Source organism: Pseudomonas sp. S10E 269, assembly GCF_002798465.1.
Lineage (GTDB): Bacteria > Pseudomonadota > Gammaproteobacteria > Pseudomonadales > Pseudomonadaceae > Aquipseudomonas > Aquipseudomonas pergaminensis.
In genome coordinates, this window is the sequence record NZ_PHIJ01000001.1 from 2,612,767 (window position 1) to 2,632,718 (window position 19,952).

Consider the following 19,952-nt stretch of genomic DNA (forward strand, 5'->3'; position numbering starts at 1 on the left):
CGGTGTATCAGTTGATACAGATGCTGGCTGACACACCGCCTTCGCGAGCAAGCCCGCTCCCACATACACCAGCGCCAACACATTAAATGACAGAAAGTTTTGCCGGATCGGTTTATCGAGGGTAAGTTGCGCGCCGGTTTTGTTGCCGGGCAACAACTTTGGGCCCAACTATTTAAGAGGACCTCCACTTGCCAATTTCTTTATTTCGCAAAGCCATGCTGGTGGGTGCAGGTATCACGCTCACGTTGAGCGTACAGGCCGCACCGACCGTGCATATTTATAACTGGTCGGATTACATCGGCGACGACACCCTGGCCAACTTCGAAAAGGCCAGCGGCATCAAGCCCGTGTATGACGTGTTTGACTCCAACGAAACCCTGGAAGGCAAGCTGCTGGCCGGGCGTACCGGTTACGACGTGGTGGTGCCGTCCAACCACTTCCTCGGCAAGCAGATCAAGGCCGGGGCGTTCCAGAAGCTCGACAAGTCGTTGCTGACCCACTACGCCAACCTCGACCCGGTGCTGCTCAAGCGCCTGGAAAAGAATGACCCGGGCAACCAGTACGCCGTGCCGTACCTGTGGGGCACCAATGGCATTGGTTACAACGTCGATAAAGTGAAAGAAGTGCTGGGCGTCGACCATATCGACTCCTGGGCGGTGCTGTTCGAGCCTGAGAACATGAAGAAGCTGGCGACGTGCGGCGTGTCATTCATGGACTCGGCGGATGAAATGCTGCCGGCGGTGCTCAACTACATGGGCCTGAACCCCAACAGCACCAACCCCGAAGACTACAAGAAGGCCGAAGAGAAGCTGCTCAAAGTGCGGCCCTACGTGACCTACTTCCATTCATCCAAATACATCTCGGACCTGGCCAACGGCAACATCTGCGTGGCGGCAGGCTTCTCTGGCGATGTGTTCCAGGCCAAGGCCCGTGCGGCTGAAGCGGGCAAAGGCGTGAACATCGCCTACGCGATCCCGAAAGAAGGCGGCAACCTGTGGTTCGACGTGCTGGCTATCCCCAAGGATGCGACCAACGTCAAAGAGGCCCACGCCTTCATCAACTATTTGCTGCAACCTGAGGTGATCGCTCAGGTCAGTGATTACGTCGGTTACGCCAACCCTAACCCAGGGGCGGACAAACTGATGAAGCAATCGATACGCACGGACGAAGCGGTTTACCCACCGCAGGCGGTACTCGACAGGACATTCGTCAACTTCGAGCTACCCCCGAAAGTGCAACGTTTGATGACCCGTAGCTGGACCAAGGTCAAGACGGGCAAGTAAGGCTCAAACTATCCAAGGCAGGCCCGCATTGGGTCCGCTGCACTCTTTTTTTTCTGGGAGTTTCGTAAATGGCAGTTGCCTCCGGCGCCTATAAGAAAGCCCTCGAGGGCGACCAGACACCGAAAAAGGTGCTGGTCAAAATCGACCGGGTCACGAAGAAGTTCGACGAGACGATTGCCGTGGACGATGTGTCCCTGGAAATCAAGAAAGGCGAGATCTTCGCCTTGCTCGGCGGTTCGGGTTCGGGCAAGTCCACCTTGCTGCGCATGCTCGCAGGTTTCGAGCGCCCGACTGAGGGCCGCATCTACCTCGACGGTGTGGACATCACTGACATGCCGCCCTATGAGCGGCCGATCAACATGATGTTCCAGTCCTACGCTTTGTTCCCACACATGACCGTGGCGCAGAACATCGCGTTCGGCCTGCAACAGGACAAGATCCCCAAGGCCGAGGTCGACGCCCGCGTGGCCGAGATGCTCAAGCTGGTGCAGATGAGCCAGTACGCCAAGCGCAAGCCGCACCAATTGTCCGGTGGCCAGCGCCAGCGTGTGGCCCTGGCCCGTTCCCTGGCCAAGCGCCCGAAACTGCTGCTGCTCGATGAGCCCATGGGCGCCCTCGACAAGAAACTGCGTTCGCAGATGCAGCTGGAACTGGTGGAAATCATCGAGCGCGTCGGCGTGACCTGCGTGATGGTGACCCACGACCAGGAAGAGGCCATGACCATGGCCGAGCGCATCGCAATCATGCACCTGGGCTGGATTGCCCAGATCGGCAGCCCGATCGACATCTACGAAACGCCTACCAGCCGTCTGGTGTGCGAGTTCATCGGCAACGTCAACATCTTCGACACCCAAGTGGTCGATGACGCCGAAGGCCATGCGGTGCTCAAGTGCCCGGACCTGGACCGCGACATCTACGTGGGCTACGGCATCGCCACGTCGGTGGAAGACAAGTCGGTGACCTACGCGATTCGCCCGGAAAAACTGCTGGTCACCACCGAAATGCCGACCTGCGAGCACAACTGGTCCAGCGGCAAGGTGCACGACATCGCCTACCTGGGCGGCCACTCGGTGTTCTACGTGGAGCTGCCGAGCGGCAAGCTGGTGCAGTCCTTCGTGGCCAACGCCGAACGCCGTGGCCAGCGGCCGACCTGGGGTGACCAGGTGTACGTATGGTGGGAAGACGACAGCGGCGTGGTACTTCGCTCATGAACATGAAGAAGCTCAAGCGCCGCCTGCAACGAATAACGCCCAGTGGCCGTCATGCGGTCATTGGCATTCCCTTCCTGTGGCTGTTCCTGTTCTTCATGCTGCCGTTCTTCATCGTCCTGAAGATCAGCTTTGCCGAAGCCGACGTAGCGATCCCGCCCTACACCGAGATCTACACCTTCGTTGAGCAGAAACTGCAGTTGGTGCTCAACCTGGCCAACTACGCGATGCTCGGCGACGACGAGTTGTACATCGCCGCGTACCTGGGCTCGCTGAAAATGGCGTTCTTCAGCACAGTGTTGTGCCTGTTGATCGGCTACCCGATGGCCTACGCCATCGCCAGTGCGCGCAAAGAGATGCAGACCGTGCTGGTGCTGCTGATCATGATGCCGACCTGGACCGCGATCTTGATCCGCGTGTATGCGTGGATGGGCATTCTCAGCAACAACGGTTTGCTCAATGGCTTCCTGATGTCCATCGGGTTGATCAACGAGCCGCTGCAGATCCTCAACACCAACATCGCGGTGTATATCGGCGTGGTCTATTCGTACCTGCCGTTCATGATCCTGCCGCTGTACGCCAACCTTGTTAAGCACGACCAGAGCCTGCTGGAAGCTGCATCGGACCTGGGTTCGAGCACCTTCAACAGTTTCTGGAAGATCACCGTGCCGCTGTCCAAGAACGGCATCATCGCCGGCTGCATGCTGGTGTTCATCCCGGTGGTGGGTGAGTTTGTGATCCCGGAACTGCTGGGCGGCCCGGAAACCCTGATGATCGGTAAAGTGTTGTGGCAAGAATTCTTCAACAACCGTGACTGGCCGGTGGCCTCTGCCTTGGCGGTGGTGATGCTGGCGATCCTGATCGTGCCGATCATCCTGTTCAACCGCAGCCAAGCCAAAGAGATGGAGGGCAAGATATGAAGCGCTTCAGTTTCTCGAGTTTCATGCTGGTGGCGGGGTTGTTGTTCATCTACCTGCCGATGCTGATCCTGGTGATCTACTCGTTCAACGAATCCAAACTGGTGACGGTGTGGGGCGGTTGGTCGATCAAGTGGTACGTGGGCCTGCTGGACAACACCCAGTTGATGGGCTCGGTGGCGCGCTCCCTGGAAATCGCCTGCTACACGGCGGTGGCCGCAGTGGCCCTGGGTACGTTGGCGGCGTTCGTGCTGACGCGCATCAGCCAGTTCAAGGGCCGCACGCTGTTTGGCGGTCTGGTGACTGCGCCGCTGGTCATGCCGGAAGTGATCACGGGGCTGTCGCTGTTGCTGCTGTTCGTGGCCATGGCGCAGATGATCGGTTGGCCCCAGGAGCGTGGCATCGTCACCATCTGGATCGCCCATACCACCTTCTGTGCGGCGTATGTGGCGGTGGTGGTGTCGGCGCGTCTGCGTGAGCTGGACCTGTCGATCGAAGAGGCGGCGATGGACCTGGGGGCGCGGCCGTGGAAGGTGTTCTTCCTGATCACCATCCCGATGATCGCGCCGTCGCTGGCGGCGGGCGGCATGATGTCGTTCGCACTGTCGCTGGATGATTTGGTACTGGCAAGTTTCGTGTCGGGCCCTGGCTCGACCACCTTGCCGATGGAAGTGTTCTCGGCGGTGCGCCTTGGGGTTAAACCCGAGATCAACGCCGTGGCCAGCCTGATCCTGCTGGCGGTGTCGCTGGTGACGTTCCTGGTGTGGTTCTTCAGCCGCCGTGCCGAAGAGCACCGCAAGAAAGCCATCCAGCAAGCCATTGAAGAAGCCGCCGCCGATGGCTGGCAGCAGCCGGACAAGCGTCGGGCACCTGCACCGGTCTAACTGACGGAATGCGGTAAAGAAGTGGGAGCTGGCTTGCCTGCGATAGCGGTCTATCAGTCGACAGATGAGTCGACTGGCAGGGCCCCATCGCAGGCAAGCCAGCTCCCACAGTTGATTGCATTTCAGGTCAACTATGCAGTCCAGGGAGACTTGCGGATCACCTCTACAAAATTCATCGGCTTGAACCCCGGCTCCTGATCCACCAGCACATCCGTCTTCACGTTGCCAAACGTGGTCTGCGGACGATGGCGCAAGCCGTCGGCAAACGCGCAGATGATGCACTCCTTGAACCCTTCACCGCGTGGATGCGCATGCACCACGGCTTCGCGCTGCACGGTGCTGAACGCGGCGTAGTCGATGCCCAGCACGTCCATCTCTACACCGGCGGTTACCAGTGCCACGGTCGGGCGCAAATGCTGCGGTACACCCGGCGTGGTGTGCAAGGCGATGGACAGCCACACCTGTTCGATATCGTCATCGGTCAGCCCATAGGGCTTGAGGAACGCGGCTGCCGCGTTGGCGCCGTCGACTTCAAAGCGTTCGTTGTCACTGCGATGACCTTCCACCAGGCCCAGGTCGTGGAACATCGCGCCGACGTAGAGCAGTTCCGGGTTATAGGCGAGTTGCTTGCGTTCACCGCTCAACGCACCGAACAGGAACACCCGGCGGGAATGGTGGTAGAGCAGGTCGGATTCGACGTCGCGGATATATTCGGTGGTGGCCTTGGCCAGTGCGCTGTCCGGGATCTGGATGCCGGCGATGGTGGTGCTCATGGTCGTTCTCCTCTGGAAAGATTCCAGTCTGGTCTTGTGCCAGCGAAGGGGCCATTGCGGCGAGGGAGCAATCCCGGCCAATGTGGTTGTACATTGTGCCAAAGGTGTACTCGGTCAAATGTGGGAGCTGGCTTGTCTGCGATAGCATCGACTCGGTATACCTGAATGATCGAGGCGTCTGCATCGCAGGCAAGCCAGCTCCCACAGCGGTTCTGTGTTTATCCAGTTAGAGAAGGTGTGCCTGCTCATGAGCAAAACCGTCGCCATCCTGATCTTCCCCGGCGTCCAGTCACTGGATGTGACCGGCCCCTTGGATGTTTTCTGCGAAGCCAACCGCTTTCTGCCGCCGCAAGACCATTACCAATTGGAAGTTATCGGCTTCAGCCACGGCAACATGGCGGCTTCCAACGGCCTGTCATTGCAGGCCCACCGGCACTACAGCGAAGCGCTTCAGGCCTACGACTTGCTGCTGGTCGCCGGCGGCCCGCAGTTGCCCTTCGAAGACTTCGGCGCCGAGTTCGATGACTGGCTGCGTGGCGCCAGTGCCCGTGCGCAGCGCTTCGGCTCGATCTGCAACGGCGCCTTCATGCTGGCCCGCGCCGGGCTGCTGGATGGGAAAACCGTGACCACCCACTGGAGCGATGCCGCCGACCTGGCCCGCCTGTGCCCCACCGCCCAGGTCGAGGCCGACCGCCTCTACGTGCAGGACGGCAACCTCTACACCTCGGCGGGGGTCACGGCGGGTATCGACCTGTCGTTGTACCTGCTGGCCCAGGACCACGGCCCGGAAGTCGCGTTGAGCGTGGCCAAGCGCTTGGTGGTGTTCACCCAGCGTTCGGGCGGGCAGTCGCAGTTCAGCCCGTTTCTGACGCCCCACGCCGAACCCACATCGGCGGTGGCGCTGGTGCAGTTGTACGTGTTGGCGAACCTGACCGGGGACCTGACCATTGCCGACCTGGCCAAGGCGGCCAACATGAGCGCACGCAATTTCTCCCGGGTGTTTGCCCGTGAGGCGCGGATCACGCCGGCGGAGTTTGTCGAGCGGGCGCGGGTGGACGCGGCGCGGGTGATGCTCGAAAGCAGCCCTGCACCGCTCAAGACCGTGGCCTATCAATGCGGGTTTCGCGACGCCCAGCACATGCGCAGTGTGTTCAACCGCCGGCTGGGTGTGACGCCGCAACAGTTCCGGCTTAACTTTGCGGCGCCGGTTTGAGCGTGTCGTAGGCTTCCAGCGCACGCAGCGAGTAGATGTATGCCGCGCCGGCATTCAGCGAAATCGCGGTGGCCAATGTGGCGGCAACCTCTTCGCGGGTCGCGCCGGCCTTGATTGCGGCGTCGGCATGCACGCCGATGCAACCGTCGCAGCGGGTGGTGATGGCCACGGCGATGGAAATCAGCTCACGGGTCTTGGCGTCGAGTACGTTGTTTTCCTCGGCAGCCTCGCCCAGCGCCATGTAGGCTTTGACCATCTTCGGGTTGCTCTTGCCCAGCGCGCCAAAAGCTTTCTTCACGGTAGGCAGCAAGTCGGACCAGTTATTGAACATTGCGGTTACTCCTCAACAGGTTGGGTGTGAAGCCAGTCTGTTCTGTTTGAAGTTGGCGTTATTGTTCAATCCGCTCATCTTTTTGACCGATGCTCGCAAATGAATTCGATCGACACCCTTATCGCGCTGGCCAACCTGCGCGGCAGCCTGGATTTGCGTTGCCAGTTCCAGGGCGACTGGGCGCTGGAGCATGCGCCCGAGAATCTCGGTGTGGCGCCGTATCACATCGTGCTCAGTGGTATCTGCCGCGCGCAATTGTCGGGCGGGCAACAGGTGACGCTGGAGGAGGGTGACATCCTGCTGATGCCTGGTGGCGCCACGCACTTGCTGCGTAGCCAGGGCGCGAGGATCAGGCCGATGCAGCCTCGGGTGATCGAAGGCGGCGTACTCAAGGTGCACCGCCTGGGCGGTGACCAGCCGGATGTGGACATGCTCTGCGGCAGCTTTCACTACAACCGCCAATCGCTGTTGTTCGGTGCGTTGCCGGAGTACCTGGTGGTATCCAGCCGCGAATGGCAGGCCGATGGTCAATTGGCTGCGTTGATTGCGTTGCTGCGCAGCGAAGCGGACGGCGAACAAATCGGCGCACGTTCGTTTATCGATGCACTCTCTTCAGCGCTGTTCACCCTGATCCTGCGTGCCTGGCTGAACCGCCAGGCGCCAGTTGCCGGCACCTTCGCGCTGCTCGCCGACAAGCGCCTGAGCCAGGCCTGGCAGGCGATGCTGGCCGATCCCGGGCACGACTGGACCATCGACAGCCTGGCCACCGCCGCGACGATGTCGCGCGCTACGTTCATGCGCGCGTTTGTAAAAGTGGCGGGCGTATCGCCCTGGGTGTTACTGACCCAGTTGCGCATGGAGTTGGCATTCAACCTGCTGCGCCAGTCACGCCTGAGCCTGTTGGATATCGCCGCCCAGGTGGGTTACCAGTCCCAGGCGGCGTTCAGCAAGAAATTCAAGGAAACCTATGGGGAGGCGCCGGGCCGGGTGCGGGCAGGGTAGCCGCTGTAGCGTATATCCAATGTGGGAGCAACTGTCTTGATGACCATATCTTGGCCATCGCTTTCAAAGACAGCCAAACTCCCACAGCTTCAAGCCGTGTGACCTTCAACGACACATCGCTGCCGATTTAGGCAGCGTGTTCTTTCCATTCAGTCCTATCACGCAGCATTGCGTTCAGCCGGATTAACAAAACACGCATGCATGCGATTAGCGCAACTTTTGCGCATTTTCCTTTGCCACGCAGTGCTTTATAGCGTGCCTGGAATTCAGGCTGGTCCCGAATGACGACCCAGCAGGCCATGTATAGCGAGCGACGTGCGGAAAACCTTCCGCCACGAATGTGACGCGCGCCTATGTGCTTCCCACTGTCGTTGTTATACGGCGCGAGGCCCGCTAGGGCAGCGATCGGACGCTTGCCAACCTCACCCAACTCCGGCAGGTATGCCATAAGGCTAGCCGCCGTAACGAGCCCGATCCCCTTAACTGAACACAGGCGTTCGACTTTTTCGCGATCTAACACGTTGGCGCTTTGACGAATCAACTGATCTATCGCGTTCACAGCCTTGATCAGGTAGTCGATATGACTCTGCAACGCTGGTTTTACTACGTCGCATGAGGCCGTTTTCAGGCGCCTTTTGTCATCGTCTCTCTGCTGAATAAAGTTTTCTCGCTGTTGGACTAACGCGCGCAACTCGTCATGTTTCGGGCTGGTGATTCGGCTGTTTGGCGAGTCGAGTACCGCTGCGAACTGTGCAAGGGACTTTGCATCTATCGGGTCGGTTTTGGCTTGTTGGCCCATCGCCGTGGAAAAACTCTTGGCTCGACGGGGATTGATGCAGATGACGTTGAGGCCCGCAGCCTGGAGCGCCTTCATGACTTTGCGCTCGTAACCGCCAGTGGCCTCCAACAGCACGCGACCGACCTGGTGAAGCAATAGCCACCCAATCAACCCAGGGAAATCATCTTCGGCGTTAGCGCAACTTACCCCAACGTCAATCAGATTAACTCGAGCCTCAAGGCTGTCCTTGGAAACATCAATGCCTGCTGGATAGGAAAACATAGCCAAACCCTCTTACACTCAAAGTGAGAGCGCTCTGGCTTGGCCCACGCTTGTAACTGTTCGAGGTGGGCTCGTTCAACTGTTCGGGCTCATGTCCAGAGCGGAGAAGTGAGTGGCAGCATGGGCTCCCACACGTGCTTTAAGCACTTCGGGCATTCAGCTTGCCACTCACCCTCTCACCTTCAGCTTAATCCTGTCTCAAGACACAAGCGGGCTTGCTCGCGAATGTGGTGGTTCAGTGGCGGGTATATTGACTGACACTCCGCATTCGCGAGCAAGCCCGCTCCCGCAGTTTGACCGAGTTCCAGGCGCTCATCTGGCGGGTAGCAGTTTCAGGGTGCCGCGCGTATTCGCCGTCACTTCCTCATCGCTGAAATGCGCCTGCTCATAGCCGCCTTCGATGTAGGTCTCTGCCTGGTCGCCATAGTGCTTGTCGAACGGCACGCCACTTTGCCCGACCGGGTTGATGGTCAAGGCGTGGGCCACGTCGGCGAAGTCGATCAGGCGGCGGGTAGAAGGCCCGTAGGTGACGGGCCACGGCGCCGGGCCGATGTTGGCGGACTGGTTGTTCGGCACTTCATGGGTGCCGGGTGCCGGGAACGGGCCGACGTTGACGATCAGGTCCAACGGCTTCTGCGAGCCTAGGGGGTGGCCGTGGGTCAAGGTGTGGGCCTTGCCCCACTGCCATTGGCTCGGGTCATCACCGAAGGTGGCCTTGAGGTGCGCGAGGCTGTTGTCCCAGGCAAGCTTGACGGTTTGCGAACGCTTGCCGTCCCACCACGGCGAATCCGGCGCGGCGGCCAGGCGTGGCAGCGCGGCGTCGATCACCCGGGTGCTGAGCAGGGTCTTGAACATGGCGTCGCCCAGCTTCGGATGGAAGGCGGCATCGGCCAGGTTGAACAGGAATTGGTTGAACAGCGTGGCGCTGGTGGAGTCCAGCGGGTAGTCACCCTTCCAGCTTGCAAGCTGCTCCACCAGTTTCAATTGGGCCGGGTCCTTGACCCCCTCACGCAGCACCGGCAACAGCGGCGCCAGCAGGCGCGGGCCGAAAGCGGTGGTGGTGCCCAGCTGCAAGGCCTGGCTGTTGTTCACGTCCCACTTCACGCTCTTTTCGCTCAGTTGCGCGTTGAGCTGCTGGCCACGGTCGGCCAGGTTGTAATAACCGGGGATCTCCATGCCGGTAGGCGAGGCCGGTTGGGCATTGGCCGACACCACGTAACCGCGCGCCGGGTTCTCTTCCTGCGGGTTGGCGCTGAAGGGGTAGAAGCCCAGCTTGTCGGCCTGGGCGCTGCTGCCGTCGAGGATAAACCCGGCGTTGACCCCAGCCGGACGGATCGGTAACTGCGCCGCCGCCCACCAGCCGATATCACCCTTGGCATTCGCCCACACGATGTTCAACCCAGGCGCAGCCACTTTGGCTGCCGCTGCGCGTGCCTTGACCAGGGTGTCGGCGCGGTTGAGCTGGTAGAAGCCTTCGAGGATCGGGTTCTGGGTGTCGAGGAACGCCCACCACATGGCAATCGGCGTCTTGCCGGCGTTTTCGCCCAGCACGTCATTGATGATCGGGCCGTGGGGGGATTGGCGCAGGGTCAATGTCACCGGTGCCTGGCCCTTCACCGCAATCTGTTGCTCGGTGCTGGTCATGTCGACCCACTGGTCGTGGTACCAGACCTGGTTGGGGTTGTCCGGGTTGACCTTCTCGGCGATGAGGTCGAGGTCATCGTTCTGGAACATGGTCAGGCTCCAGCCGAAGTCCAGGTTGTGCCCCAGGAACGCCACCGGCACCAGCGCATTGTGGTAGCCGTACAGCTCAAACCCCGGCGCCGACAGCTGCGCCTCGTACCATACCGACGGCACCGAGAAACGGATATGCGGGTCACCGGCCAGCAACGGTTTTCCGCTCTTGGTGCGGTTGCCGCTGATGGCCCAGGCGTTGCTGCCTTCGAACTGTGGCAGGCCGTTGTCGGCCAGGGCCTGCTCGCTCAGCGAGGCAATGGCGCCGAGGGTCTGCCAATCGCTGGCAGCCAGGTTGAGGGCGCCCTTGGGTTGCCAGTCGAGGTCGAAGACTTTCAGGTAGTCGCTGCCCAACTGGTCGCGTACGTAGGTCAGCAAAGGCTCGGTACGAAACGCGGCGGCAAAGCTGTAGGCCATGTACCCGGCGACACTGATGGTGTCTTCGGCGGTGAACGGTCGCTTGGGGATGCCCAGCACGTCGAACTCCATCGGGCGGGCGTGGCTGTCCTGATACTGGTTGATCCCGTCCAGATAGGCCTGCAGGGCCTTCCAGTGCGCCGACTCAGGGTCCAGCTGCGCCACATAGGTGGCCGCGCGGTCGCGAATGCGCAGGCTGCGGAACAGCTTGTCGGTCTCCAGCACCTTGGGGCCGAGCACCTCGGCCAGCTCGCCACGGGCCAGGCGCCGCATGATCTCCATCTGGAACAAGCGGTCCTGGGCGTGCACATAGCCCAGGGCGCGGTACAGGTCGGTTTCGTTCTCGGCACGAATGTGCGGCACGCCCCGGTCGTCGTAGCGCACCGTGACCGAGCCTTGCAGGTTGGCCAGGGTCACCGTGCCCTGGCGGGTGGGTTGCTTGCTGTAGACGTACGCGCCGGCGCCAAGGGCGACCAGTACCACCAGAACCGCGAGAACCTGCAAGACGCGCTTCATGAACATTCCTTACCAAGAGTGGGGCGGCGAGTTACGAGCCTTTTGGCCACGAACAATAGCAGCCCACCGCAAGGGTGTGCGTGGCATTCACCTCGCGTCCTGCTTCAAGGGCTTTCAAGATCGGCTCGATAAAACTGTTACTGGAGTTGCACGTGAGGCCCTCGCTGTAGGGCCCGAAATACGCAAGCTTGCCGCTGCGATCCCAGATACCCACGGCCGGGCTGGCCGGCACTTGGTCGGCGCCGGGCAGGGCGGTGAGTGTTTTCATCGTGCGCAGGTTGTCGGGCAGTTGGCCGTGGCTTCCGGGCTTTTGCAGGGCATAGAACTCGACGCCCTGGGGGGCATATTGCGCGATCAATTCACCCAGGTGCTGCTGGTTGCCGACGTTGCAGGGGCAGGCCGGGTCCCAGAAGTGCACCAGGCGGATCGGGCCGGGGCCGGCGAGGTCGGCAGGCAGTGTGAGTGGGTCACCGGAAAACACCGCCGTGTGTTCGCTGAAGGCGCGCAGGTAGCGGCCCTGGAACCAGTCATACGCCGCCCACAGCACGCCGGCGCAGATAACCAGGATCAGGCTGGCGAACAGGGCGGTGCGGTAGGGCTGTCGCATTCAGATGTATCCTCGAAGGTCGCGTAGCTTGCCATGCTTGTCCTGACAGATGAATATCGCAGCTCGATATTCATCTTTGCCGTCAGTCTGGAACCCTTTATGCCTGTCACCTTTGACCCCGATCATCTGCGCGAAGGCCTGCGGCCCCTGGTGGATGCGCAACCGCTCAGCGCCGAGGCTCGGGTCTACCAGCGTTTTTACGGTCTGGACCAGGCCGTAAGCCGTCTGGGGCGTTTCGAGGTGGAAGGTTTTGAGGTGGTGGCGCAGGTGTGGTGGCCGACCACGCCGGTGGCGACGATGTTCATGTTCCACGGCTTCTACGACCACATGGGGCTGTACCGCCATGTGGTGAAGTGGGCGCTGGAGCAGGGCTTCGTGGTGATAGCCTGCGATTTACCGGGGCACGGCCTGTCCAGTGGCGTACGTGCCAGCATCGATGATTTTGCGGTGTATCAACAGGTGGTGAATGCGCTGTTCACCCAGGCGCAAGCGCTGCAACTGCCGCAACCCTGGCACCTGTTCGGGCAAAGCACCGGCGGCGCGGTGGTGGTGGATCACCTGCTCAACCATGGCGCCGACAGCCCGGCCCAAGGCAAGACTTTCCTGTTGTCACCCCTGGTGCGGCCACGGGCCTGGGGCTGGTCGCAAGTCAGCTATTACCTGTTGCGCCCGTTCGTCAAAGGCATTGCGCGGCGATTCAGCGAGAACACCCACGATCCGGCGTTCAAGCCGTTCCTGGAAGCCGACCCGCTGCAGCCGCGCCAACTGCCGACCGCCTGGGTCGGTGCCTTGGCGCGCTGGATCAAACGCATCGAAGCTGCACCGCGCAGTGCCCGGCGGCCGCTGATCGTTCAAGGTGAGGAAGACATGACGGTGGACTGGCAGCACAACCTGCAGGTGTTGCGCGGCAAGTTCGACCAGCCCGAGGTGTTGATGTTGCCGCGTGGCAGGCATCACCTGGCCAATGAGATTCCGGAGATTCGTGAGCAGTACTTCCGGTATCTCACTGACCACCTGCGGTAACACAATCCAAATGTGGGAGGGGGCTTGCCCCCGACAGCGGTGGTTCAGCAAACAATAGATGTCTGACAAATCGCCATCGGGGGCAAGCCCCCTCCCACATTTTTTACTGCGTAAGGCTTGAGGTGCTTTGGCCGACTGCCAGGCCGGCGCGGATGGCTGCAAGCGCCGCCTGGTAATACGCCTTACCCTCTGGCGACTCAGCAAACGTAGCGAACTCTTCCAGTTCCGGGTCGGACAAATCCCGATAGACGTACAGCAGCGTGTTGTTCAGGTCCTTATCGATCTGTTGCATCAACCGCTCGCGCTGGCCATTCAACATGCCCTGGGCCTGACCGCCGCCCAACAGGCCGGGGATCATCTGGCTCAAGCTGTCTGCCGCCACGCCAGCAATCGCCAGGCTGACTTCTGCGCCGGCCTCACGCGCAGGCAGCGCTTGGGCCAGGTGGCCGATGATCAGGCTGCGGGTGGCGTCGGCTTCGATCTTCGGCAGGCCCTGGGCGTTCTTCGCCAGTTGGTCGCGGCGCGTGGCGAGCAGCTCGGCGGCGACAATCTTGCGGCCCAGGGGGGATTGGAAAAACGCCAGGGCAGGCTTGGGATCTGCGAGGTTCTTGCGCAATTGCGCTTCGGCGCGCTGGTCCATGGCCTGGGCAGCGAAACGTTTATTGCTGTTGTCCACCAGCGCCTGGTACACCGCTGGCGGCAGGCTGTTGCGGTAGCGTTGCTGGGCGGCACTGAGGGCGTCATTGAAATGCGCACGTTGTTCGGCCCAGCCGGCGACCTTGTACAACTGGTCATGGCCGTCTGCCCAGGCGGGCAAAACGCAGAACATCAGCAAGGAAAAAAACAAACGACGCATATGGACTCCTGTCAGTCGGCCACTATTGTCCGTGTCGGGCGTAGGATTTGTCGAGAAGTCCTATCGGTCACCTGACTAAAGTGTATTCAGACGCTCGGCGGCTCTGTCGGATTCACAGGCGTATGGATACTATGCGCGCCATGCAAATACCCCTCGATCACCCCTTGCTGCAACGTATTGTCGACGACCTGGCCGAAAAGGGCTGGTCCCGGCAAGACGGCTTCCTGCCCCAGGCTCTGACCCTGGAACTGGCGGCTGAGTGCCGTAAACGTGCAGCCGAGGGTGAATTGGCTCCGGCGGCGGTGGGGCGTGGCCCGACCCAGGAGATCCGTGAAGGCATTCGCGGTGACCATATCCAGTGGCTGGAAGAGGGCGATGCGGCGGTCTGCGACACCTATATGGCGTTGATGGACAGCCTGCGCCTGGCGATGAACCGCAGCCTGTTCCTGGGCCTGGAAGACTTCGAAAGCCACTTTGCGATGTACCCGCCGGGGGCGTTCTACCTCAAGCACCTGGACCGTTTTCGCGACGACGACCGCCGCATGGTCTCGGCGGTGATCTACTTGAATGACGCCTGGCTCCCCGAGCATGGCGGCCAGTTGCGCATGTACCTCAAGGACGGCGTCGAATACGATGTGGTGCCCACCGGTGGTTGCCTGGTGGTGTTCCTGTCGGGCGAAGTGCCCCACGAAGTCCTGCCCGCCACGCGCGAACGCCTGTCCCTCACCGGTTGGTTTCGCCGGCGGGGTAACGAGCCGTTTTAAGTATGCAAAAGATTCTGATCAGCCGCTGCCTGCTCGGGCACAAGGTGCGTTACGACGGCGGGGCCAGTGGGCCGTTCGACCAGTTGGCCGTATGGCAGGCCGAGGGGCGTGTGGTTGCGATCTGCCCGGAAGTGTCGGGTGGTTTGCCAACCCCACGACCTGCCGCCGAGATCCCAGGCGGGCAAGGCGTGGATGTGTGGGAGGGCCGTGCCCAAGTGCTGACCGCCGAAGGCGAAGATTTCAGCGAGGCTTTCCTCGACGGCGCTCGTCAGGCTTTGGCGCTGGTGCAGCGCCACAACATCCGCATCGCCGTGCTCAAGGCCAATAGCCCGTCCTGCGGAAGCCTGCAGACCTACGACGGCACGTTCAGCGGCACCAAGGTAACGGGCGAGGGCGTCACGACGGCGTTGCTGAGGCAGCATGGCGTGTTGGTGTTCAGTGAGCTGGAATTGCCCGAAGCCGCCCAGGCGCTAAAAAACCTGTAGAGGCGCGCTTGCCGGCGATCGCAATCCTCCTGCCATCTGATTTGTCGCTGATTCACCGCTATCGCTGGCAAGCCGGCGCCTACCCTTCGGGTTCCAGCCATTTATTGGTCAGTGCCTTCAAGCGCCCATCCGCCTTCACGCGCTGCAACGCCTTGTCCAAACTCGCCTTGAACGCCGGATTACCCTTCTGGAACGGGATCACCAACGCCGGCTTCTCGTTATACGCCTCACTGAGATCGAACCGATCCTGCAGCTCGGCAGTCATAGCGATATGGTTGATGGCCACGTCGTACTTGCCGGTTTCCACGCCTGGTAGCAGGTCGGTGTCATCGGTGGTGATGAACGAAGGTCGCACGTCCATCTCCTTGGCCAGTTGCTCGCCCAGTTCCACTTCGAAGCCGGTGACCTTGTCGCCTTCCTTGAAGTTGAACGGCGGAGTGTTGGCTTCGAGAGCGATGCGCAGTTCGCCACGGTCGAAGACGTCATCGATCAGTTCGGCGTGAGCCAAGGGGCTCATAAGGGGAAGCAAAAGTAACAGGCCAGGCGAAAAGCGCATGGTCACTCCTAGAGATTTTTAATGTGCGAGGCGCCGTTCAGCATCGCTTTGCTATGGTGTTGAGTGCCTTGGACAGCAATTTGTCGCGAAGTTGTCATAACCCTACAGATTTCATAGAAAAACTGGAGAAGCGAATGAACGCCTTTTTGTCCCGTGCCACCCTGGCCTCCCTGATGCTGGGTGCTTCGATGTTGGCCACTGCTGCGGACGGTATCCCGCGCAGCGCTCCACCTGCAGATGCCAAAGTATTCATCGTCTCGCCTAAAGACGGCGCGACGGTCGATAAAACCTTCACCGTGAAGTTCGGCATGGAAGGCCTGAAACTGGCCCCGGCCACCAGCCAGGATCCAGGCACCGGTCACCACCACCTGCTGATCGACCAGAAAGAACTGCCTGACGCCAGCGTGCCGATCCCGGCCACCGACACCGTGATCCACTACGGCAAGGCCCAGACCGAAACCGAACTGACCCTCACCCCAGGCAAGCACACCCTGCAACTGGTGGCCGGCGACAAACTGCACATGCAGTTCAACCCGACTGTAGCCTCTAAAGTGATCACGGTTAACGTCAAATAAGATTTGTTCAGATGCAAAAAAGGGAGCCCCAAGGGGCTCCCTTTTTCATGTTGCGGCGAAACCTTAGAACAACACGCGGCTACGAATCGTACCGTTGATGTGCTGCAGCTTCTCTTGCGCCAGGTCCGAGTACTCGGCGTCGACGTCGATCACCACGTAGCCGACCTTCTCGTTGGTCTGCAGGAACTGGCCGGAGATGTTGATGCCGTTTTCCGCGAAGACCTTGTTGATCTCCATCATCACGCCAGGGATGTTCTGGTGGATGTGCAGCAGACGGTGCTTGCCTGGGTGAGCCGGCAGGGCCACTTCCGGGAAGTTTACGGACGACACCGACGTACCGTTGTCGCTGTACTTGACCAGCTTCTCCGACACTTCCAGGCCAATGTTGGCCTGCGCTTCAGCGGTGGAGCCGCCGATGTGCGGGGTCAGGATCACGTTGTCCAGGCCACGCAGCGGGCTTTCGAAGATGTCGTCATTGGAGCGTGGCTCCACCGGGAACACGTCGATGGCGGCGCCGATCAGGTGCTTGTCCTTGATCGCGTCGGCCAGGGCGTCCAACTCGACCACGGTGCCGCGCGCTGCGTTGATCAGGATGCCGCCTTTCTTGATGGCGCGGATTTCCTTCTCGCCGATCATCCACTGGGTCTCAGCGGTTTCCGGAACGTGCAGGGTCACGATGTCGGACATGCCCAACAGCTCGGTCAGGCTGGCCACTTGCGTGGCGTTGCCCAATGGCAGCTTGGTCAGGGTGTCATAGAAGAACACCTGCATGCCCAGGCCTTCAGCCAGGACCGACAGCTGGGTACCGATCGAGCCGTAACCGACGATGCCCAGCTTCTTGCCGCGAATTTCGAAGGAGTTGGCCGCGCTTTTGATCCAGCCGCCACGGTGGCAGGAAGCGTTCTTCTCTGGAATGCCGCGCAGCAACAGGATCGCCTCAGCCAGCACCAGCTCCGCAACGGAACGGGTGTTGGAGTACGGTGCGTTGAACACCGCGATGCCGCGCTCACGCGCTGCGTTGAGATCGACCTGGTTGGTGCCGATGCAGAAACAGCCGACCGCCACGAGTTTCTTGGCGTGATCGAAGATCTCTTCGGTCAGCTGAGTGCGGGAGCGAATGCCGATAAAGTGCGCGTCGGCGATCTTTTCCTTGAGCTGGGCTTCCGGCAGAGAACTGGTGATGTACTCAATGCTGGTGTACCCGGCGGCTTTCAGAACGTCGACAGCCGATGGGTGGACGCCTTCCAGAAGAAGGAACTTGATCTTGCTCTTATCGAGAGAAGTCTTGCTCATCTGCGTAAACCTGTATCCCGGAGAAAAATGGCAGGGAATCGGATCGCTTAAGCTGACCCGGACGGCAGGAAAGCCGTCACCGCAGAAACGCCCTTGGGCTCTGTCCTGCGGGGGCGGTATGCTAGCATACGCGCCCCGCTAAACACCTATTCCTGCGACGTGAAGCGTTCTCAGGATGACCATGAATTGTTCGAGAGTTCTGTCGATGACCCATCCTGCCCTGATTGATGAGCTAAAGACCCTGGTTGAGCCCGGCAAAGTGCTGACCGATGCAGACTCCCTGGAGGCTTACGGCAAGGATTGGACCAAGCACTTCGCACCCGCGCCGACCGCCATCGTCTTCCCCAAGACCACTGAGCAGGTCCAGGCCATTGTGCGCTGGGCCAATACCCACAAGGTGGCGCTGGTGCCATCGGGCGGGCGTACCGGCTTGTCGGCTGCTGCCGTGGCGGCGAATGGCGAAGTGGTGGTGTCGTTCGACTATATGAACCAGATCCTCGACGTGAACCTCACCGACCGCACCGCCGTGTGCCAGCCGGGCGTGGTCACCAAGCAATTGCAAAACGTCGCTGAAGAAAAAGGCCTGTACTACCCGGTGGACTTCGCGTCGTCGGGCTCCAGCCAGATTGGCGGCAATATCGGCACCAATGCCGGCGGGATCAAGGTGATTCGCTACGGCATGACCCGTAACTGGGTGGCCGGCATGAAGGTTGTCACCGGCAAGGGCGACGTACTGGAGCTGAACCGCGACCTGATCAAGAACGCCACCGGCTACGACATGCGCCAGCTGTTCATCGGCGCCGAGGGCACCTTGGGTTTTGTGGTCGAAGCCACCATGCGCCTGGACCGTGCGCCGAAAAACCTCACCGCGATGGTGCTGGGCACCACCGACTTTGATTCGATCATGCCGGTATTGCACGCGTTCCAGAGCAAACTGGACCTGACCGCCTTCGAATTCTTCTCCGACAAGGCACTGGCCAAGGTCATGGGCCGCGGCGACGTGCCGGCGCCGTTCGACACCGAGTGCCCGTTCTACGCGCTGCTGGAATTCGAAGCCACCACTGAAGAAGTCGCCAACCACGCGCTGGAAACCTTCGAACACTGCGTGGAGCAAGGTTGGGTGCTGGACGGCGTGATGAGCCAGAGCGAAACCCAACTGCACAACCTGTGGAAACTGCGCGAGTACATCTCCGAGACTATTTCCCACTGGACCCCGTACAAGAACGACATCTCCGTGACTGTCTCCAAAGTGCCGGCGTTCTTGAAGGAAATCGACGCGATCGTCGGCGAACATTACCCGGACTTCGAAATTGTCTGGTTCGGCCACATCGGCGACGGCAACCTGCACTTGAACATCCTCAAGCCGGAAAACTTGAGCAAGGACGAGTTCTTCGCCAAGTGCGCCACCGTGAACAAGTGGGTGTTTGAAACCGTCGAGAAGTACAACGGTTCGATCTCCGCCGAACACGGCGTGGGCATGACCAAGCGTGATTACCTGACCTACAGCCGCTCGCCGGTTGAAATCGAATACATGAAGGCTGTGAAAGCGGTGTTCGACCCGAACGGGATCATGAACCCGGGCAAGATCTTCGCTGTTTAATCGCCCCTTGAGGAGTCGTTCCATGAGCTACCAGCACAAGTATGTCGACGGCACCAACATCCACTTCCCGGTCGGTAAAGTGGTGTGTATCGGGCGTAATTACGCCGAACATGCCAAGGAACTGGACAACCCGGTGCCCACCGAGCCGCTGCTGTTCATCAAACCGGGCAGTTGCGTTGTCCCGCTCGAAGGCGGTTTCAGCATTCCGACCGAGCGCGGTTCGGTGCATTACGAGGCGGAAATCGCGGTATTGATCGGCAAGCCGCTGTCGACCAAGCCCAGCCGCGAAGAAGTGCTCGACGCCATCTCCGGCTTCGCCCCAGCCCTGGACCTGACGCTGCGCGACAAACAGGCCGAGCTGAAAGCCAAGGGCCTGCCGTGGGAAATCGCCAAGTCCTTTGACGGTGCGGCGGTGATTGCACCATTCGTCGTGGGCAGCACCTTTGCCGACGTCACCGACATCGGCATTCGCCTGACCATCAATGGCGAAGTGCGCCAGGACGGCAACAGCGCGCAGATGCTCAACCCGATCATCCCGATGATCCAGCACATGGCCGGCTGCTTCTCGCTGCAAGCCGGCGACGTGATCCTCACCGGTACCCCGGCGGGTGTAGGCCCATTGAATGTCGGTGATGAGCTGGTGCTGGAACTGTCGAACGTGAGCCGTTTCGACAGCAGCGTGCGCTGAACCTGCGCTGGTAGGAGCCGGCTTGCCGGCGATGGCATCGACTCGGTGTGACTGACATACCGCGTTGATGCCATCGCGGGCAAGCCCGGCTCCCACAGGGTCTTGTGTGCGCCTGAAGTTTCCAATTTTTTGCATTTTTTTCACACGCCATCCGGATAATCCTCAGC

At 60.7% G+C, this 19,952-nt stretch carries 20 protein-coding genes; 12 read left to right on the plus strand and 8 right to left on the minus strand.

The genetic code is table 11. From position 1 onward, the window contains the following. The first annotated feature begins 188 nt into the window (after positions 1-188). The 4 genes from CWC48_RS12045 to CWC48_RS12060 all read left to right on the plus strand — a co-directional run bounded on the left by CWC48_RS12045 (position 189) and on the right by CWC48_RS12060 (position 4,292). Positions 189-1,283, plus strand: a complete 1,095-nt coding sequence (locus CWC48_RS12045) for a polyamine ABC transporter substrate-binding protein (protein WP_078050622.1) — start codon at positions 189-191, stop codon at positions 1,281-1,283. Positions 1,284-1,351: 68 nt separating this feature from the next. Beyond that, entirely contained in the window at positions 1,352-2,494 is a 1,143-nt protein-coding gene (locus CWC48_RS12050; RefSeq protein ID WP_003195240.1) for an ABC transporter ATP-binding protein, read from the plus strand. Next, positions 2,491-3,411 (plus strand): ABC transporter permease subunit, encoded by a 921-nt coding sequence (locus CWC48_RS12055; protein ID WP_078050621.1) that lies wholly within the window; start codon positions 2,491-2,493, stop codon positions 3,409-3,411. Before CWC48_RS12050 ends, CWC48_RS12055 begins: the two co-directional genes overlap by 4 nt. After that, on the plus strand, positions 3,408-4,292 hold the full coding sequence (locus CWC48_RS12060) for an ABC transporter permease subunit (protein WP_034116303.1): 885 nt from the start codon (positions 3,408-3,410) through the stop codon (positions 4,290-4,292). Before CWC48_RS12055 ends, CWC48_RS12060 begins: the two co-directional genes overlap by 4 nt. Before the next feature lie 131 nt (positions 4,293-4,423). On the opposite strand, the gene CWC48_RS12065 is transcribed toward CWC48_RS12060, so the two are convergent. Continuing rightward, positions 4,424-5,065: an HD domain-containing protein gene (locus CWC48_RS12065; protein ID WP_099493162.1), complete on the minus strand. Its 642-nt coding sequence runs from the start codon at positions 5,063-5,065 to the stop codon at positions 4,424-4,426. Between the two features lie 247 nt (positions 5,066-5,312). On the opposite strand from CWC48_RS12065, the gene CWC48_RS12070 reads away from it, so the two are divergent. Further along, positions 5,313-6,278 (plus strand): GlxA family transcriptional regulator, encoded by a 966-nt coding sequence (locus tag CWC48_RS12070; protein WP_100491919.1) that lies wholly within the window; start codon positions 5,313-5,315, stop codon positions 6,276-6,278. Here CWC48_RS12070 and CWC48_RS12075 read toward each other — a convergent pair. After that, entirely contained in the window at positions 6,256-6,609 is a 354-nt protein-coding gene (locus CWC48_RS12075; RefSeq protein WP_016973032.1) for a carboxymuconolactone decarboxylase family protein, read from the minus strand. The genes CWC48_RS12070 and CWC48_RS12075 overlap by 23 nt on opposite strands. 99 nt (positions 6,610-6,708) lie before the next feature. Between CWC48_RS12075 and CWC48_RS12080 the strand changes: the two genes are divergently transcribed. Continuing rightward, the gene (locus tag CWC48_RS12080; RefSeq protein WP_100491920.1) at positions 6,709-7,611 is read left to right on the plus strand and encodes an AraC family transcriptional regulator; all 903 of its coding nucleotides are present in this window, start codon (positions 6,709-6,711) and stop codon (positions 7,609-7,611) included. A gap of 127 nt (positions 7,612-7,738) precedes the next feature. On the opposite strand, the gene CWC48_RS12085 is transcribed toward CWC48_RS12080, so the two are convergent. The 3 genes from CWC48_RS12085 to CWC48_RS12095 form a co-directional block, all read right to left on the minus strand. Next, positions 7,739-8,671, minus strand: a complete 933-nt coding sequence (locus tag CWC48_RS12085; RefSeq protein ID WP_100490184.1) for a transposase — start codon at positions 8,669-8,671, stop codon at positions 7,739-7,741. A gap of 312 nt (positions 8,672-8,983) precedes the next feature. Beyond that, positions 8,984-11,338 carry a penicillin acylase family protein gene (locus tag CWC48_RS12090; RefSeq protein WP_100491921.1) on the minus strand — a complete coding sequence of 785 codons (2,355 nt, stop codon included), beginning with the start codon at positions 11,336-11,338 and terminating at the stop codon, positions 8,984-8,986. Between the two features lie 31 nt (positions 11,339-11,369). Then, the gene (locus CWC48_RS12095; RefSeq protein ID WP_099493159.1) at positions 11,370-11,945 is read right to left on the minus strand and encodes a DUF6436 domain-containing protein; all 576 of its coding nucleotides are present in this window, start codon (positions 11,943-11,945) and stop codon (positions 11,370-11,372) included. A gap of 99 nt (positions 11,946-12,044) precedes the next feature. Here CWC48_RS12095 and CWC48_RS12100 point away from each other — a divergent pair, with 99 nt between their 5' ends. Beyond that, positions 12,045-12,968, plus strand: a complete 924-nt coding sequence (locus CWC48_RS12100; protein ID WP_100491922.1) for an alpha/beta hydrolase — start codon at positions 12,045-12,047, stop codon at positions 12,966-12,968. Between the two features lie 103 nt (positions 12,969-13,071). Here CWC48_RS12100 and CWC48_RS12105 read toward each other — a convergent pair whose 3' ends face one another. After that, positions 13,072-13,824: a DUF2059 domain-containing protein gene (locus tag CWC48_RS12105; protein WP_078050614.1), complete on the minus strand. Its 753-nt coding sequence runs from the start codon at positions 13,822-13,824 to the stop codon at positions 13,072-13,074. Positions 13,825-13,955: 131 nt separating this feature from the next. Here CWC48_RS12105 and CWC48_RS12110 point away from each other — a divergent pair, with 131 nt between their 5' ends. Next, a complete protein-coding gene (locus tag CWC48_RS12110; RefSeq protein ID WP_078050613.1) occupies positions 13,956-14,588 on the plus strand; it encodes a 2OG-Fe(II) oxygenase in 633 nt (210 codons plus the stop codon). 2 nt (positions 14,589-14,590) lie between these two features. Then, positions 14,591-15,073: a DUF523 domain-containing protein gene (locus CWC48_RS12115; protein ID WP_100491923.1), complete on the plus strand. Its 483-nt coding sequence runs from the start codon at positions 14,591-14,593 to the stop codon at positions 15,071-15,073. Positions 15,074-15,152: 79 nt separating this feature from the next. On the opposite strand, the gene CWC48_RS12120 is transcribed toward CWC48_RS12115, so the two are convergent. Continuing rightward, entirely contained in the window at positions 15,153-15,629 is a 477-nt protein-coding gene (locus CWC48_RS12120) for a transporter substrate-binding domain-containing protein (protein ID WP_100491924.1), read from the minus strand. A gap of 134 nt (positions 15,630-15,763) precedes the next feature. On the opposite strand from CWC48_RS12120, the gene CWC48_RS12125 reads away from it, so the two are divergent. Then, entirely contained in the window at positions 15,764-16,204 is a 441-nt protein-coding gene (locus CWC48_RS12125; RefSeq protein ID WP_025859315.1) for a DUF4399 domain-containing protein, read from the plus strand. A gap of 63 nt (positions 16,205-16,267) precedes the next feature. On the opposite strand, the gene serA is transcribed toward CWC48_RS12125, so the two are convergent. After that, the gene (gene serA, locus CWC48_RS12130; protein WP_003195214.1) at positions 16,268-17,497 is read right to left on the minus strand and encodes a phosphoglycerate dehydrogenase; all 1,230 of its coding nucleotides are present in this window, start codon (positions 17,495-17,497) and stop codon (positions 16,268-16,270) included. 205 nt (positions 17,498-17,702) lie between these two features. On the opposite strand from serA, the gene CWC48_RS12140 reads away from it, so the two are divergent. Together CWC48_RS12140 and CWC48_RS12145 are read left to right on the plus strand one after the other, a co-directional pair. Beyond that, the gene (locus CWC48_RS12140) at positions 17,703-19,097 is read left to right on the plus strand and encodes an FAD-binding oxidoreductase (RefSeq protein ID WP_099493155.1); all 1,395 of its coding nucleotides are present in this window, start codon (positions 17,703-17,705) and stop codon (positions 19,095-19,097) included. A 22-nt stretch (positions 19,098-19,119) separates the two neighbouring features. Continuing rightward, positions 19,120-19,785, plus strand: coding sequence for a fumarylacetoacetate hydrolase family protein (locus CWC48_RS12145; protein ID WP_025859317.1), 666 nt, complete (start codon positions 19,120-19,122; stop codon positions 19,783-19,785). The last annotated feature ends 167 nt before the right edge of the window (positions 19,786-19,952 follow it).